The organism is Rhodoluna sp. (genome assembly GCF_036721215.1).
Lineage (GTDB): Bacteria > Actinomycetota > Actinomycetes > Actinomycetales > Microbacteriaceae > Rhodoluna.
Genome location: NZ_DAIMLM010000002.1, coordinates 378,055 through 394,060 on the forward strand (window position 1 = coordinate 378,055; position 16,006 = coordinate 394,060).

A 16,006-nucleotide genomic window follows, 5' to 3' on the forward strand; every position below is an offset into this window, starting at 1 on the left:
AGCCTAACGCTTACGCTTTTCTCTAACCCGCATGGAGATCTCTATTGGGGTCCCCTCGAACCCAAAGCTTTCACGCAGTCTTCTTTGGATGAACCTGCGGTACTGCGGGTCCAAAAAGCCAGTTGTGAAAAGAATGAACTTTGGAGGCCTAGTCGAGGCCTGGGTAGCGAACAAGATCCTAGGCTGCTTGCCTCCCCTAACTGGGTGCGGAAACTCCATTGCTAGCTCTTGTATAAAGGTATTGAGCTTGCCGGTAGGAATTCTTAGGTCCCAGCTGTGTAGGGACACCTCTAGGGACGGAACAAGCTTTTCTAGGTGGCGGCCAGTTAGGGCCGAGATGTTTACCCTTGGAGCCCAGGAAACGTGAGATAGGTTCTGTTCGATTTCTCGCTCGAGGTATTTTCTTCGCTCATCGTCCATCTGATCCCACTTGTTGAAAGCAAGTACTAGTGCACGCCCTGACTCGAGTGCCAGATCAACAATTCGGATGTCGCCATCGCTTAGCGGTTCGGTCACATCGAAAAGCACTACCGCCACCTCGGCTCGCTCAAGGGCGGCAGCTGTTCTCAAAGATGCATAAAAGTCTGCCCCCTGAGCTAGCTTGATTCTTCTTCTGATGCCCGCGGTATCAACAAAGCGCCAAGTCTTGCCACCTAGCTCTACCTGCTCATCGATTGGGTCACGGGTGGTCCCAGCGATTTCGCTTACTACTGCCCGAACTTTACCCACGGCCTTATTCAATAGCGATGACTTGCCAACGTTGGGTCTACCAATCAGGGCTACTCTTCTTGGGCCACCGAATTCTTGCTCAGCAACTGCCGAGATTTCGGGAAGCTTTGCCATTGCGGCGTCAAGCAGATCCGCTACCCCACGACCGTGAACTGCTGAAACTGGATGTGGCTCACCAAGCCCCAGCGACCACAAGGCTGCCGCTTCTGGTTCTTGTCTGGCATCGTCAATCTTGTTCGCTACCAAGATCACCGGCTTGCCAGATGCACGAAGCATCTTCACTACCCTTTCGTCGGTAGCGGTAGGGCCGACCATCGCGTCCACCACAAACAAAACAGCATCAGAAAGCTCAACTGCTACCTCGGCCTGGGCCGCAACTGCAGCATCAATTCCCTTGGGGTTTGGCTCCCAGCCTCCGGTATCAACCAGGGTGAATTTTCTGCCATTCCATTCGGCCTTGTAAGAAACTCGGTCACGGGTAACCCCAGGAACATCTTCAACTACCGCTTCACGACGGCCAAGAATTCGATTTACTAAAGCGGATTTACCAACGTTTGGACGACCAACAATTGCCAGCACCGGAAGAGCTGGAAGATAACCCTCGAAGCCTTCTTCGGCTAGCTCGATCTCTAAGAGCGCTAAGTCTTCTTCATCTAGCTCGTAGTCGCTTAGCGACCCGCGCAGCACGTCGGCGCGTGCTTGCTCGTCGAGCTGATCTTCTTCCATTTCTTTATTCCTTAGCCAGTTAGTGGTTGATTAGATCAACCAAGGCAGTTACCGATTGCTCGAAGTCGAGTTCGGTGGTATCTAGAAGGGTTACCCCGGGTGCTGGGTTCAAAAAGTCAACGACCTTAGAATCCTTCTTGTCTCGATCGCTAAGTTGGGCTGCTAGAGAACCGCTTCCTAGCAGATCGATTGACCTTCTACTAAGTCTAACTTCTTCGCTGGCGGTTAGCAGAACTCTAACTTTGGCATCAGGCATCACCACCGTGGTGATGTCCCTACCTTCAACGATGATTCCATCGTTTGGGCAGCTGGCGGCCAAGGATCTAGTGATTTGCCTCATAAAGCTCCGCACTTTTGGCTGGGCAGCGACTTTACTGACATTGAGCTCGACTTCTTGGCTACGAATAGCATCGGTTAGGTCTTTATCCCCAACCTTGACCCAATAGTTATCTGGCTCTGTCGAAATCGAATAATCAAACAAGACATCCAGGTCTTGCTCGCCAACGGTTGCAAGATCAATCCCTGAATCTAATGCGGTTTTGGTTAGTGCTCGGTATCCAGCCCCGGTATCTAGATATCCAAAACCAAGCTGCCTAGCGGCTTGTTTTGAAACACTTGATTTCCCAGATCCTGCTGGTCCATCAACTGCCACTATGGTCTTGCTCATCCGACAATCTTCCAACCGCGGCCAGTCAAAGCTGAAACAAGCTCAGCTTCCGAACTTGGCAGAACATAAAGTTCTGGAAGTCCAACCTGTGCTCCGGTTGCGTGCTCCAAGGTTAGGTCTTCTAGGTTGATACCAATCTGGCCGATCTCAGTTAGTAGCCTTGCAAGCTCTCCAGGCTTATCGTCGATCATGACCGTGACCTTGGCGTACTTTGTCGCACTAGAACCGTGCTTACCTGGAATCTTGGACACTCCTTGGTTTCCAGATTCAAGTAGTTTTCCGATGCTCGTTAGCGAACCAGGCTTTGATGTGTCTTGCAATGCTTCGAGAATCTGGTCCAGGTCATCCCGCACACTTCTCAAAACATCAGAAACCTGATGGCTGTTCGCTGAAAGAATTTGCATCCAAAGCTTAGGATCAGATGCAGCAATGCGGGTGGTGTCTCGAAGCCCCTGGCCAGCAAGTGAGACATCGGAACTATCAGCCGTGGCAAGCCTTGCAGCCAATAGCGAAGAAACAATCTGCGGAGCGTGTGAAACGAGTGCGACGGCTCTATCGTGCTCAATAGGGTCCATAGAAACTAACGAGGCTCCAACATCATGAGCAAGTGCTTCCACCAACAGGATTGATTCTTTAGAAGATTTCTTGTTTGGTGTCATCACCCAGGGTCTGCCAATAAACAGGTCCCCTCGGCCTGCAAGAGCTCCGGTTTGCTCGCGACCGGCCATAGGGTGTGATCCCACGTAATTCGCAAGCTCTAATCCCTGCTGTTGCAGCGCTGTCAACACTGTTCCCTTAACGCTTGCAACATCGGTAACTGTTGCCTTGGGATGAGCCTTGAGCTCTGCTGCAATAACGTGAGCCGTTATATCAGGTGGTGTGCAGACAATAACGAGCTCTGGCTCGGTGCCCATTTGAAATTTGCTGCCCGCGCCAAAATCAATTGCCAGATTCAATACCGCTGGTGAGGAGTCTTCAAGCAATACTTCAAGTCCCTTGCTTTTAAGAGCCAGGCCAATAGATGTTCCAATAAGGCCGGTGCCAACAATCTTGATTGGCCCGGTTAGTCTCGAGTCTTTCACTGGGCTAAATCCAAGCGCAGGGCTGTTGCTCCGCGAAGATAAACGTGCTGGATCTGACTTCTTGGAGTGTCTGACTCAACGTTTATAAGAACCCTGATAACTCTTGGCAGCGCTCCCGTCACATCCATTTCAACAAAGCACATCAACGGAACATCTCCGAGGCCAAGCTCTCTGGCTGCTAAGGCTGGAAACTCGGAAGTTATGTCAGGGCTTGCCGTGAAGAGAATAGAGATCAATTGGGACTCATCGACTTTGTTGTCGCCCATCATTTTGGTAAGAAGCTCAGCGGTTGATTTAATCAGATGAGAACGTTCATCAACATCTAGTTGGATGGCACCGCGAATTGCACGAATTGACATGATTATGTCCTTTTCTTGTCAGCGGCTTTCAAAATTGCTCCGAGCTCTATTTTAGACAGTTGCCTCACAGCACCAAGCTTTAGATGGCCTAAATGTAGCGGTCCAAACTGCCTTCTTACCAGGGCCACCACCGGAAACCCAAGAGACTCAAACATTCTTCGGACAATGCGGTTTTTTCCACTGTGTAGCTCAACTTCGACCAGACTGTGGTTTCCAGAAGCGGACAGGAATCTGGCCTTATCTGCCTTGATTGGACCATCCTCTAATTCGATGCCGGCAAGCAGTTGGTTCAATACAGGTTGAGTAATCTGGCCGTGGACTTTTGCCTGATATGTCTTAGACACCTCAAAAGATGGGTGCATTAGCTTGTGGGCTAAATCGCCATCATTGGTCATCAGCAACAATCCGGTGGTGTCAACGTCTAGTCTGCCAACGTTGAAGATGCGATCGTAATCAAGTGCATATTGCGAAAGATCTGGTCTGCCGTGTTCGTCTTGCATGGTGCTAACTACCCCAGCTGGTTTATTGAGCATCAAATAGACCCTTGAGACATCAAGTTGAATCGGAGTTCCCTTGACAACAACCTTGTCTACTTCGGGATTGATTCTGGTGCCCAGCTCTTTGACTACCTTGCCGTTAACCTTGACGGACCCGGATGAGATCAAGTCTTCACAAACTCTTCTGGATGCCACTCCGGCATTAGCCATAACCTTCTGAAGTCTTATGCCCTCGGTTGATTCTCTATCGCTCATTGAAATCGCTATGGATATCAGGCAGGTAAGGGCTAATTGGAGGCAGCTGGTCCAAGGAATTGATTCCTAGCTGCTCCAGTAGCAACGAAGTTGTTCCGTAGTGAATCGCACCGGTTTCAGAATCGGTATACAACTCGGTGACTAGTCCTCTAGAAGTAAGCGTTCTAACAACCGAGTCGACGTTCACGCCTCGAATGGAAGCGATCTGGCCCCTAGCAATTGGTTGCTTGTAAGCGATTACAGACAGTGTTTCAAGGGCGGCTTGAGAAAGCTTGGTTGGGTTTTCGTTGGCAATAAACATCTTCACGGCCCAGTCGTAGTTTTGGCGAACGTAGATTCTCCAACCACCGGCCACTTCTCGAAGCTCAAAACCTCTAGCGCTGATACCGTCTTTCCCGTCGTAGTCATCGCGTAACTTCATGACGGCATCGCGAACTTGGTTGACCGGGATCTCTAGAGCGGTGGCCAGGGCAACCAGCGAGATTGGCGCATCGGTTACCATCAAGATTGCCTCGAGTGCTCCTTCGATGCTGTCTTCTTGCAAGGTGTTCTCGGTTCCTTGATTCTCATCACGCGTCATAATCTGCTCCCAGGGTTGCTAGTTGTTCATCATCAAAGTTATCGGCTTGCCAAGTAATCAATAGATCCGCCAACGGGCCATCCTGCTGCATGGCAATCGCCGAAAGCCTGTATAGCTCTAGCACCGCGAGGAACCTAGCGACTATCTTGGCTCTTTCTGGTTCATCCCGAATTAGATCAAAAAAAGTCAAGCTGCCGGCTTTTCGAAGTCGGAGAATTACCTCGGTTGCCTGCTCACGGATACTTACTGCGGGTGCGTGAAGGTGAGTAAGTCCAATACCCGGAATTTCTCTCGGTGTGAAAACCTCTTGCGATAAGGCGTGAAACTCTTCCAAGGTCATTGTCCAAACAAGCTCTGGGGTACTTTCACGGAACCTGGTTTCAATTGGAACAGCTCTGGCAACCCGAGTAGCTTCCATATCTATCCTGGTTGCGAACCAGGCAGATACTTCCTTGAAGGCCTTGTATTGCAACAACCTAGCAAACAGAAGATCTCTTGCTTCGAGAAGTGCAACATCTTCGGCGTCAACTAGCTCTCCCTGAGGTAGCAACGAGACAATTTTTAGATCCAATAGCGTTGCGGCAATAACTAGAAACTCGCTAGCCTGTTCCATTTCTTCATGCTCGTCTAGCTGCTTAACGTACTGGATGAATTCATCAGTAACACGGCTAAGTGAAATCTCGGTGATGTCCAACTCGTGCTTAGAAATTAGTGTCAACAATAGGTCAAATGGGCCCTCAAAGTTGCTTAGCGTTAGCGCAAAGCCTTTGTCTTTTTCGGGTTCCATGACCTCGAGGTTATGGGGCGTTGCCACGAGACACTAACTCTCTTGCCACGGTTCGGTAATATTCAGCGGCATCTGAAGTGGGCGCAAATTCAGTGATTGGAACGGCTGCGATCGTGGCGTCTGGGAATTTGACGGTGCGGTGCACAATGGTGTCGAAAACCTGATCACCAAAGGCCTCATAGAGTCTTTCCACTACTTCCCTGGCGTGCAGGGTTCTAGGGTCATACATCGTGGCCAAAATACCATCCAACTTGATAGCTGGGTTCAACCGATCGCGCACCTTTTCAATTGTCTCGATTAGAAGGGCTACCCCTCGAAGAGCAAAGAACTCGCAGTTCAAGGGAATCAGGACTCCATGAGCTGCAGTTAGAGCATTTACAGTCAATAAACCAAGAGATGGCTGGCAATCAATAATCACTACGTCATAGTCGTCAGTTACCGGGCGAAGCACCCGAGCAAGAATTTGCTCTCTAGCAACCTCGTTGACTAACTGAACTTCAGCTGCGGAAAGGTCGATGTTTGCAGGTATTACGTCGAGGTTATTCACGCCAGTTGGCAAGATGACATCTTGAGCCTTTAGGTCTTTTTCGACTAGGAGATCGTAAATTGTTTTGATATCGTGCGCAACAACCCCGAGCCCTGCTGAAAGAGCACCCTGAGGGTCAAAATCAACTAGCAATACCTTGCGGCCATAACCTGCAAGAGCAGAGGCCAAGTTGATTGCTGTGGTGGTTTTTCCCACCCCACCTTTTTGATTACACATCGCAATGATTCTTGCGGGACCGTGACTTTGCAAGGTGGCGGGGATGTCAAAAACCGGCCTTTTAGCTGGTCGCTGTGCCATGAATCCTCCCGAGCTAATAGCCTACCTGCCCGTTGCGACCGCTATTTCCTGGCCCGCGGATGGCTGGTGGCGTAAACCTCGCGTAGGGCATCAACCGTAACAAGCGTATAAATCTGGGTGGTGGCAACCGAAGAGTGACCCAGTAATTCTTGGACCACTCGCACATCCGCCCCGCCCTCAAGAAGGTGGGTTGCAAAAGAGTGCCTAAGCGTGTGAGGTGAAACCTCCGATGAAATCTTCGCGGCATCAGCGCTATAGCTAATGATCTGCCAGGCCGACTGCCTGGATAATCGGCTACCGCGCTGATTCAGAAAAAGAGCTGGAGTCCCCTTACCCTTTTTTACCAACACCGGTCTTGCCCGAACCAAATAAACCTCAAGAGCACTCTGGGCAAAACTTCCAACTGGAACCATGCGCTCTTTCGAACCCTTTCCAAACAATCGAATCATTGTTGGGTCAACTAGGTCATCCAAGTTGAGCGCGGTTAGCTCGCTGATTCTGGCACCTGTTGCATAAAGAAGCTCCAGAATTGCCCGATCGCGCACTCTCGCTAGATCGGGTTCACCAGCCTCGAGTTTTTTGGGATCTGGCCCCGAGGCTTCTATTAGTTTCTCTATTTCTGAAACACTGATGGCTTTTGGCAGGCGCTTTGGTAGCTTCGGAGGCTTCACCATAGAACTAGGGTCGCCGATCGTGATGGACTCAAAAAGCCAGAATCTGTGTAACCCTCTAACACCGGCGAGCATTCTGGCAACCGAGTTGGCCGAGAGTGCTCCCGATTCAGAAATCGAACTTACGTAGCCAGTTACTTGAGCTTCGGTGACTTGGCTGGGGTTTGTGATGTTTTGCTTCTCTAGGTAGCCAAGATAGGAGTTCAGGTCACGCCTATAGGCGGCAATTGAGTTCTTTGCTAACCCTCGCTCAATGCTCAGGTGTCGAAGGTAATCATCAACTAGCTGCGCGAGGGTTTTCATTAGCTTTTTTGTGAACCGTCTTTACGTAACTGGTAAGCCATGATTCCAACAACCGCACTCGGGCTCATAATCTTTCCCGTTAGCACGAGCTTCACGGCCTCGGATATTGGAACCCATGATTGTGGCATGTCAACTTCCTCGCCAGTTGCTTCAAATACCAAACTGGTTTCTGAAAGCTGCTTAGCAACAAAGATCGTAATCACCTCGTTGTTGCCGCCCGGGGTGGTGTGAAAGCTAATCAACTCGGACCAGTCAGCGGCATCAAATCCTGCCTCTTCAGCAAGCTCACGCTTGGCGCAATCAAGGAGTGACTCTCCTGGAACATCCAGTATTCCTGCAGGAAGTTCAATTAGGAACTTTCCAACCGGCCTTCGATACTGCTTCATTAGAAGCAGCTCCTCTCTCTCGTTGAAGGCCAATACGGCAACTGCGCCGGTGTGATCCACATACTCGCGAGTAAGACGCTGTCCGTTGAATTCAAATGTGTCTGAAACTAGATCCCAGACCATACCTTTGTGAATGAGAGTCTTTTTGATAGAGGCAATTTCGACGCTCTGGTCGTTAGGCATCCTTGACCTCGAAGAGTCGGTTGGACTCTTGACGCTCCAAACTTGCCTTCACTAAACCAATAAACAGCGGGTGCGCTCTATTTGGTCTGGATTTAAATTCTGGATGCGCCTGAGTTGCAACAAAGTAAGGGTGATCAGCTTTTGATAGCTCAACAAACTCAACGAGAGAACCATCAGGAGAGGTTCCAGAAATAACCATTCCGCCAGCTGTTAGCTGCTCACGGTAAGAGTTGTTGACTTCATAACGATGACGGTGACGCTCAGTAACTTCGTTGCTGCCATAAACCTCGGCGGCAATAGAGCCCTTAGTAAGTTTTGCTTCGAAAGAACCAAGGCGCATTGTTCCGCCCATTTCACCTGCTGCAAGAATGTCGATTTGTTCTGCCATGGTGGCAATAACAGGGTGCTTGGCTTGCGGATCAAACTCTGTCGAAGATGCGTCTTGTAATCCAAGTACATTTCTTGCAAACTCAATAACCATGCACTGCAGTCCAAGGCACAAACCAAGAGTTGGAATCTTGTTCTCACGAGCAAACTTCAAAGCTCCTAGCTTGCCTTCGATTCCTCGAACACCAAAACCGCCTGGAATACAAATTCCATCAACATCGGCTAGCTGGGTAGAAGCGGCTTCTGCAGATTCACAAAGATCAGAAGCGACCCAGCGAATGTTTACTTTGGCCTGATGGGCAAAACCTCCAGCACGAAGTGCTTCGGTTACCGATAGGTAGGCATCTGGTAGTTCGATGTATTTACCCACAAGAGCAATGGTGACCTCGTGCTTTGGTTCGTTTACCGCGCTTAGTACTGAGCTCCACCTAGTCCAGTCAATCTCTCCGGCTTTGAGGCTCAAGGAGTTGATGATGTAGCTATCGAGCCCCTCGTTGTCCAGCACTGTGGGAATGGCGTAAATACTCGGGGCATCCGCGGCGTTTACAACAGCCCTGATATCCACATCACACATCAAAGCAATCTTTTTCTTTATTGAATCAGGAAGTGCCCGGTCTGAACGGCAAACAATGGCATCTGGCTGAATACCAATGGATCTAAGCATGGCAACCGAGTGCTGAGTGGGCTTGGTTTTTAGCTCCCCCGAAGGGCCAAGGTATGGAACCAGTGAGACGTGAACAAAAAAGACGTTGTCCCGACCGACATCGTGCCTGATTTGCCTGGCAGCTTCCAAAAATGGCTGGGATTCAATGTCACCGACTGTGCCACCAATTTCAGTGATGATTACGTCTGGAATTGGTTCTTCATTTGCCTGAAGCCTCATGCGACGCTTGATTTCATCGGTGATGTGAGGAATTACCTGGACGGTGTCGCCTAAGTATTCTCCCCTGCGCTCCTTGGCAATAACGGTTGAGTAAATCTGACCGGTTGTTACGTTAGCGGCTTTTGACAAATTTATGTCGAGGAATCTCTCATAATGACCGATGTCTAGATCTGTTTCGGTACCGTCTTCGGTAACAAAAACCTCACCATGCTGAAACGGGTTCATGGTTCCTGGGTCAACGTTTAGATAGGGGTCTAGTTTTTGCATTACAACGCGAAGACCGCGTGCTCTTAGAAGGTTTCCTAGACTGGCTGCTGTGAGGCCTTTTCCAAGTGAGGAGGCAACTCCGCCGGAGACGAATATATGTCTTGTACGCCCCGGATCCACAGTTTCTACCATGGAATTTTAGTTTACTCACTTTTGCTTGCTAGTCTCAACCCCAGCAAAACGACACGCAAAATTTTTTAGATTGAAGCTCTTGCCAACTCCAAAAGCTCTTTGGCGTGAGTCTTTCCGCTTTCGGATTCGCTCAAACCAGAAAGCATGCGAGCGAGCTCTTCCACCACAGCTTCGCCTTCGAGGCGAACTACGTCGGTCGAGGTGTATTGATCACTGACGCTCTTTAGAACCCTCAGGTGCCTGGTGGCAAATGCTGCCACCTGAGGCAAGTGAGTAACAACGATAACTTGGGCATTTTGGGCCAAGGTGGCAAGTCTTTTACCGACCTCAGTAGCCGCAGCACCGCCAACTCCGGCATCAACTTCGTCGAATATAAAGGTAGGAGCCAGTTCACTACTAGCCAGCACGACCTCGATAGCCAACATGATCCGAGATAGCTCTCCCCCGGAGGCACCTTTGCCAAGCGACCTGGGTTCCGCCCCCGGATAAGCACTTAGCAATATGGCAACCTGGTCTGCCCCGTTAGCCCCCAGCTCTGAGCCCTGGGACACCGTCACCTCAAGGGAAGCACCAGTCATGGCCAGAGCAGCTAGCTCTCCGGTCACTGACTTAGCCAAGGCGCTGGCTGCCTTGTTGCGAAGCTCGGTAATTGTCTTGGCAAGTGATGTGGCCTGCTTACCTAGCAATTGCTCAAGAGCCGTGAGCTCTTGAATCTCTTTGTCTGAAGAATCAAGCTCTAGAAGCCTGGCCCCAGAGTTTTCAAAATATGAAATCACTTCTTCGAGAGTTGGGCCATACTTACGCATCGCGGAAGTCAGATCCGCCCTTCTTTGCTGCACCCGCTCTAACTCTTGGCTACCCTCGCTATCCAACGAGGCTAAGTAGCCAGAGATGCTAGCGCTAGTTTCATTCAGCGAAAAGCCGATCTCCTTTAGCTGCTGCGCAAGAGCGGCTAGTTCTGGGTCATGTTCGCTAACTGCCTCCAGTGATCTTCTGGCTTTACCGACCAAAGTAATGGCATCAGATGAGTCGTCGAAGCCCTCGCTGCTTAGCTGGTCATGTGCTGCGGTGGCAGCGATTCGCAGTTCTTCTAGGTGAGTGAGCTTTGATGCTTTCTCGGCAAGCTCAATGTCCTCTCCCGGCTTTGGATCAAGACTCGTGAGCTCTTCAACAGCAGACCTAATCTGGTCGGCTTCGCGAGATCTAGCTTCTAGCTGGGTAGTGATCTCGGAAAGCCTAGAAGCTGCTTGCTTCCAGTTTGCAAAGACGCTTGTGTACTCGGTCATTACTTTTGCAAGCTCTGCGCCTGCAAATTGATCTAGAGCTTCGCGTTGAGCGGCTGCGGAGCGAAGTCGAATTTGATCGGACTGACCGTGAACAACCACAAGTTGTTCACCAATTTCTGACAAGATTCCAACCGGCACCGATTTACCTGAAAGAGCAGCCCGTGATCTACCCTCAGCTGAAACAGAGCGGTTCACTAAGAGCTCAGCATCGTCTAGTTCGATACCTAGTTCGCGAATTCTTGATACTGCCGAATCGGCAAGCAACCATCTGCCTTCAACAAAGGCTTGTTCCTGGCCCTTGCGAATAGCCGACGAGTCACTTCTTTCTCCAAGTAACAGACCAAGGGCGTTTAGCACCATTGTTTTTCCAGCACCGGTTTCACCAGTTAGGACCGTGAGCCCTGGACCAAATTCCAGCTTGGCTTCGCTAATGACCCCGAGGTCGCGAATAAGAATCTCTTCAATCACGAGCTAATCCTTTTTAGAATCCGGTCCACGCCAACCTTCAACCGGTAACGCAAATTTCTTTACCAATCGGTTTGTAAAGGGACCCTGATTCAATCTGGCAAGTTTCACAGACTTCGAGGATTTCCTTACCTCTACTCTTGCACCAGCCGGTAGTTCAGTCGATCTTCTTCCATCGCACCACAGCACACCGTGGCCAGGAGATCGCTGCAAAACTTCAACAGCTAGTAGTGCTCCTGGGCTGATAACAAGCGGTCTTGCGAATAGGGCATGAGCACTTAGTGGGACAAGTAAGAGTGCATCAACCGATGGCCAAACTACCGGTCCCCCGGCAGAAAATGCGTAAGCTGTGGAACCGGTTGGTGTGGACATCACAATTCCATCGCAACCAAAACTTGATAGCGGCCTGCCATCGATTTCAACAACTACCTCGAGCATCTTCTCGCGAGCGCTTTTTTCAACCGCGGCTTCATTTAGAGCCCAGGTGCGGTATACCTCTTTACCTTCTAGCAAAACTGAAACGTCAAGCGTCAGGCGCTCTTTCACTATGTAATCGCGCTTGGCAACTCTCTCAATGGTGGAACCAATTTCGTTCTTTTCGCTCTCGGCTAAGAAACCAACGTGGCCCAGGTTGATACCAAGCAGCGGAGTCTGAGATTCCCGAACGATTTCGGCGGCTTTCAAGATGGTGCCGTCTCCGCCAAGAACTACCGCGAGCTCAAGCTCTGCTTCTTGACAATCAGATCCAAGCTCAAGAACCTGTTCCATGGTTTTTGCGGCCTGACCGGTAGCAAACTTTTTAGTTTCGGTAATTTGTTCTTTGGTCATTACTGGCGTGATTCCAGCAGCCAGCAGCGCAGTGGCTGACTCTAGGGTTGCAACAATTGCTTCATCCCTGGCGGTATGGGAAACCAGCAAAACTAGTCGTTTTGCGCTCATTTTCCCTCCCTGGCCAGTTTTTCAATTCTCTCAGTCCATTTTGACTGATTTGGTCGCTCGGAACTAGCAACCCAGATTAGGTACTCGATGTTCCCGTGGGTGCCAGGTAGCTCAGAACGCTCCAATCCAAGCACCCCAAGACCCAGTTCGTTACAACAATCCACAACCTGCTTGATGGCTTGGGCCCTAAGTCGGTGATCCGACACTATTCCTGACGCCGAAAGCGATTGCTTACCCACCTCAAACTGAGGCTTTATAAGTAGTACAAAATCAGCCGTTGGCGCCACCTTTACTAGAGCTGATAGCACCAATGTGACAGAAATAAAGGAAAGGTCCGCTACCACCAGCTGAAACTCAAGATCTGCGATCCCGGTTTGCTCGCGAAGCTCAGTCATCGTCACCTCGCGGGCATTAATACCTTCAAAAGAGAGCACCCTCGGGTTAGTAAGTAGCTCTGGGGCTAGCTGATCATGGCCTACGTCAATAGCGACAACCCGGCTTGCTCCGTGGCGAAGTAAGACATCGGTGAAGCCGCCCGTGGAAGCTCCAACATCTAGGGCACATTTGCCGACAACATCGATTTCAGCGAACTTGTCTAAGGCTCCCTTGAGCTTTAGTCCTGCCCTAGAGACATACTCGTCGGCAGCCACCACGGTGATTTGGGCTTCGGTATCAACTAGCTGACTAGGTTTGGTGAGTTCGCGTTCGCCAATAAAGACTCGGTGGGCTTTGACCAGGTCAGCTGCGTGACCTCTGGATCTTGCAAGCCCAATGTTTACAAGGTGCGAATCAATTCGAAGATTACTCAGTTTCTTGTGGCCTGTTGTCAGAAATCATGGCTTCGAGCTTGGCCCTGATGGCCTCGAAAGCTGCTGGTTGCTCGGCAAGCGGCAATTCACGGGCGCTGGAAATCTCAACAGCGAGTTCATCCAATAGATCTGACATGATTACCTTTCCTCTGTTACTAGCTTATTCGTATAGAGCTTGCTCTACATCGAGGGTATGAATTGGCTGGCCACTCTCCCAGATGGTCAAACATGCGCACCTTAAAGCTTCCAAAGACTTTGGGTCTCCAAAGCTCACAAGAACCTTCTGGCCCAGTAGCTCTACCTCAGCGCTACCTAGTTTGTAGCCACGCTTGGTCATTACAGGTACCTGATAGCTACTCAATAGATCCTTTAGTGTTTCAAGAATATATGCCGGCCTCGAGTCAGGCTTTGCTGCCAATAACTCTTTGCGGGTAGTAACCCCGGTCATCACCAAAGCTGAACTAATTCCTGCTCGATTGGCTCCCAAGACATCGGTATCTAACCGATCGCCTACGTATACCGCACTCGAAGAGCCAAAGTGCGACATGGCTGTATCGAAAATTGCTTTCTCGGGTTTGCCTGCAACAACCGGCAGCTGCCCAACTGCGGTGTGAACCGCAGAAACCAATGTGCCATTTCCTGGTGCAAGGCCCTCTTCTCTTGGAATGGTCCAGTCTTGGTTTGTAGCTACCCACTTAGCGCCATTTTGTATTGCATAGCTAGCTTCAGCTAGGTGTTGCCAACCAACAGATGGATCAAAACCTTGAATAACAGCGGCTGGTGAATCCTTACTTGATTCGACTATTTCGAATCCAGCAAGTGAAACATTTGAACGCAGTCCCTCGCCACCGACCACCAGAACTTTTGATCCTGCAGGAACAATCTGTTTTAGTAAACCGGCTCCAGCTTGCGCTGAGGTGATTACATCCTCGGCATTTAGCACCAAACCAAAATCTCTAAGCTGCTTAGCAATCGCTTCGCTGGTTCTCGAGGCGTTGTTGGTTATAAACCCAACCTGAACGCCTTTGGTCTTGATTGCAGTTATCGACTCGATTGCTTCAACAATTGCGCGGCCACCTTCATAGATAACTCCGTCAAGATCCAGTAGCAGTGTTTCAAAACTGTCCAGAACTTTAGCGGCCACGAGGTGCACCTCGTCGTTCGCCGCCTGGATTGTCGAATCCCCTGCGGGGTTTACCTAAGTCACGGCTACCAGAACCAGACCTCCCAAAAGGTTTTCTAGGTTCGCCATCGCTGGAAGACCTAGCTGGGCGATCGGCTAGTTTCGGAATTTCAATTTCTTCAATAATCTCCAGAACATCTTCTGGCTTGCCAGCAAGTGCAACTTCTGCACGCTTGGCCAAATCAAACCATTTCTTGGCGTCAGCTGATCTCCCAAGTAGCTCAAGGGTGTCGGCATATGCCCGAAACAGTGGCGGCGAATACGAAAACACCTTTGCTGGGTTGAGCTCTGGAATTTCAAGTTCGGCCAATGCGAGCTCGTTTTCGCCAAGGTCCAATCTTGCACCGCTAGTGACAATTGCCAAGTTCACTCGAACAGCTGGAGTTAGCTTCTTACGGTCTACCTCGCGGGCCATCTTTAGCGCTCTATCTGGTCTATTCATGCCGCGCTCCGAGTCCACGATTAGCGGAATCTGATCATTCGAGGCAGAAATTCTTCTATGGGCCAGGAGTTCTCGAAGTGCCAGTGTGTAATCGCCAACGGTATACGCAGTTACTCCAACAGTTTCTCGAACAATTGCGATTCGACCCGCTCTTCTAGCTGCAGCAAGTGCGTGTTTATGGGCTAGCTCTGGGTCTTGGTCAATCAACAGATTCACCATTGCAAGATGTCTTGCCACCATTTCGGCATTTTCTGGGGTGAGGGTTTTCAACTGCACCCGAACTCCGAGATCAACATCATCAGGAGTGATGGCATCTGGAATTACAGGAGACTTCTCGCGATTTGGGTCGCGAGTTCGCTCAACAAGTTGCTGCCAATCAGGCCGTTCTGATTCTGGCTGCTGACGCTCTGCGCGACCGGATGGTCTCGGGCGATCGGGGCGAGCAGAATCACGACGAGGCTTACGGTCTCGATCTTCGCTCATATGCAACTTGTCCTTAAATGAAGATGGTCACCAACATACATTGGTGACCATCTCCTAAATTAAGTCCGGCGGTGTCCTACTCTCCCACAAGGTCACCCTTGCAGTACCATCGGCGCAGGAGGTCTTAGCTTCCGGGTTCGGAATGTGACCGGGCGTTTCCCCTCCGCTATGGCCGCCGAAACACTATTGAGTTATGTTTCATTGACACACGAAAGTGTGTTGTTTGGTTCCCATACCTCGGGAACCACATAGTGGACGCAAGCAAAAAAATTGTTATCAAGTAGTTGGCTTATTAGTACCGGTCAGCTCCATGGGTCTTTAGTCCCCACTTCCACATCCGGCCTATCAACGCAGTAATCTAGCTGCGAGCCTCTCGACTAAAAGTCATGGAAATCTCATCTTGAAGCAAGCTTCCCGCTTAGATGCTTTCAGCGGTTATCTTTCCCGAACGTAGCTAATCAGCGGTGCTCCTGGCGGAACAACTGACACACCAGAGGTTCGTCCATCCCGGTCCTCTCGTACTAGGGATAGGTCTTCTCAAATTTCCAACGCGCGCAGAGGATAGAGACCGAACTGTCTCACGACGTTCTGAACCCAGCTCGCGTGCCGCTTTAATGGGCGAACAGCCCAACCCTTGGGACCTACTCCAGCCCCAGGATGC

General features: G+C 50.3%; 17 protein-coding genes and 2 rRNA genes. All 19 read right to left on the reverse strand.

What is annotated here, in order from left to right; all coding sequences use genetic code 11:
* Positions 1-3 precede the first annotated feature (3 nt).
* Positions 4-1,455: a ribosome biogenesis GTPase Der gene (gene der, locus AC9UCN_RS05140; RefSeq protein ID WP_509524500.1), complete on the reverse strand. Its 1,452-nt coding sequence runs from the start codon at positions 1,453-1,455 to the stop codon at positions 4-6.
* Between the two features lie 19 nt (positions 1,456-1,474).
* Entirely contained in the window at positions 1,475-2,122 is a 648-nt protein-coding gene (cmk, locus tag AC9UCN_RS05145) for a (d)CMP kinase (protein ID WP_509524503.1), read from the reverse strand.
* Positions 2,119-3,204: a prephenate dehydrogenase gene (locus AC9UCN_RS05150; RefSeq protein ID WP_509524505.1), complete on the reverse strand. Its 1,086-nt coding sequence runs from the start codon at positions 3,202-3,204 to the stop codon at positions 2,119-2,121. Before AC9UCN_RS05150 ends, cmk begins: the two co-directional genes overlap by 4 nt.
* Positions 3,201-3,563 (reverse strand): chorismate mutase, encoded by a 363-nt coding sequence (gene aroH / locus AC9UCN_RS05155; protein ID WP_509524507.1) that lies wholly within the window; start codon positions 3,561-3,563, stop codon positions 3,201-3,203. Before aroH ends, AC9UCN_RS05150 begins: the two co-directional genes overlap by 4 nt.
* A gap of 2 nt (positions 3,564-3,565) precedes the next feature.
* The gene (locus tag AC9UCN_RS05160; protein ID WP_509524510.1) at positions 3,566-4,315 is read right to left on the reverse strand and encodes a pseudouridine synthase; all 750 of its coding nucleotides are present in this window, start codon (positions 4,313-4,315) and stop codon (positions 3,566-3,568) included.
* Positions 4,305-4,895 (reverse strand): SMC-Scp complex subunit ScpB, encoded by a 591-nt coding sequence (scpB, locus tag AC9UCN_RS05165; RefSeq protein WP_509524513.1) that lies wholly within the window; start codon positions 4,893-4,895, stop codon positions 4,305-4,307. The genes AC9UCN_RS05160 and scpB overlap by 11 nt, the downstream gene beginning before the upstream one ends.
* Entirely contained in the window at positions 4,885-5,682 is a 798-nt protein-coding gene (locus AC9UCN_RS05170; protein ID WP_509524516.1) for a segregation and condensation protein A, read from the reverse strand. Before AC9UCN_RS05170 ends, scpB begins: the two co-directional genes overlap by 11 nt.
* 10 nt (positions 5,683-5,692) lie before the next feature.
* Positions 5,693-6,526 carry a ParA family protein gene (locus AC9UCN_RS05175; RefSeq protein ID WP_509524519.1) on the reverse strand — a complete coding sequence of 278 codons (834 nt, stop codon included), beginning with the start codon at positions 6,524-6,526 and terminating at the stop codon, positions 5,693-5,695.
* A gap of 41 nt (positions 6,527-6,567) precedes the next feature.
* Positions 6,568-7,500, reverse strand: coding sequence for a site-specific tyrosine recombinase XerD (xerD, locus tag AC9UCN_RS05180; RefSeq protein WP_509524522.1), 933 nt, complete (start codon positions 7,498-7,500; stop codon positions 6,568-6,570).
* Positions 7,500-8,069, reverse strand: a complete 570-nt coding sequence (locus AC9UCN_RS05185; protein ID WP_509524524.1) for an NUDIX domain-containing protein — start codon at positions 8,067-8,069, stop codon at positions 7,500-7,502. The genes xerD and AC9UCN_RS05185 overlap by 1 nt, the downstream gene beginning before the upstream one ends.
* Positions 8,062-9,726: a CTP synthase gene (pyrG, locus tag AC9UCN_RS05190; RefSeq protein WP_509524526.1), complete on the reverse strand. Its 1,665-nt coding sequence runs from the start codon at positions 9,724-9,726 to the stop codon at positions 8,062-8,064. Before pyrG ends, AC9UCN_RS05185 begins: the two co-directional genes overlap by 8 nt.
* Positions 9,727-9,803: 77 nt before the next feature.
* Positions 9,804-11,492 carry a DNA repair protein RecN gene (gene recN, locus AC9UCN_RS05195; RefSeq protein ID WP_509524529.1) on the reverse strand — a complete coding sequence of 563 codons (1,689 nt, stop codon included), beginning with the start codon at positions 11,490-11,492 and terminating at the stop codon, positions 9,804-9,806.
* A 3-nt stretch (positions 11,493-11,495) separates the two neighbouring features.
* The gene (locus tag AC9UCN_RS05200) at positions 11,496-12,428 is read right to left on the reverse strand and encodes an NAD kinase (protein ID WP_509524532.1); all 933 of its coding nucleotides are present in this window, start codon (positions 12,426-12,428) and stop codon (positions 11,496-11,498) included.
* Positions 12,425-13,258, reverse strand: coding sequence for a TlyA family RNA methyltransferase (locus AC9UCN_RS05205; RefSeq protein ID WP_509524550.1), 834 nt, complete (start codon positions 13,256-13,258; stop codon positions 12,425-12,427). The genes AC9UCN_RS05200 and AC9UCN_RS05205 overlap by 4 nt, the downstream gene beginning before the upstream one ends.
* The gene (locus tag AC9UCN_RS05210) at positions 13,230-13,373 is read right to left on the reverse strand and encodes a hypothetical protein (protein WP_509524535.1); all 144 of its coding nucleotides are present in this window, start codon (positions 13,371-13,373) and stop codon (positions 13,230-13,232) included. Before AC9UCN_RS05210 ends, AC9UCN_RS05205 begins: the two co-directional genes overlap by 29 nt.
* A 24-nt stretch (positions 13,374-13,397) precedes the next feature.
* Positions 13,398-14,381 carry an HAD-IIA family hydrolase gene (locus AC9UCN_RS05215; RefSeq protein WP_509524537.1) on the reverse strand — a complete coding sequence of 328 codons (984 nt, stop codon included), beginning with the start codon at positions 14,379-14,381 and terminating at the stop codon, positions 13,398-13,400.
* The gene (locus tag AC9UCN_RS05220) at positions 14,371-15,345 is read right to left on the reverse strand and encodes a hypothetical protein (RefSeq protein ID WP_509524539.1); all 975 of its coding nucleotides are present in this window, start codon (positions 15,343-15,345) and stop codon (positions 14,371-14,373) included. The genes AC9UCN_RS05215 and AC9UCN_RS05220 overlap by 11 nt, the downstream gene beginning before the upstream one ends.
* A gap of 63 nt (positions 15,346-15,408) precedes the next feature.
* Positions 15,409-15,525: ribosomal RNA gene (rrf, locus tag AC9UCN_RS05225) — 5S ribosomal RNA — on the reverse strand.
* A gap of 92 nt (positions 15,526-15,617) precedes the next feature.
* Positions 15,618-16,006, reverse strand: a 23S ribosomal RNA gene (locus AC9UCN_RS05230); the annotation flags it as partial.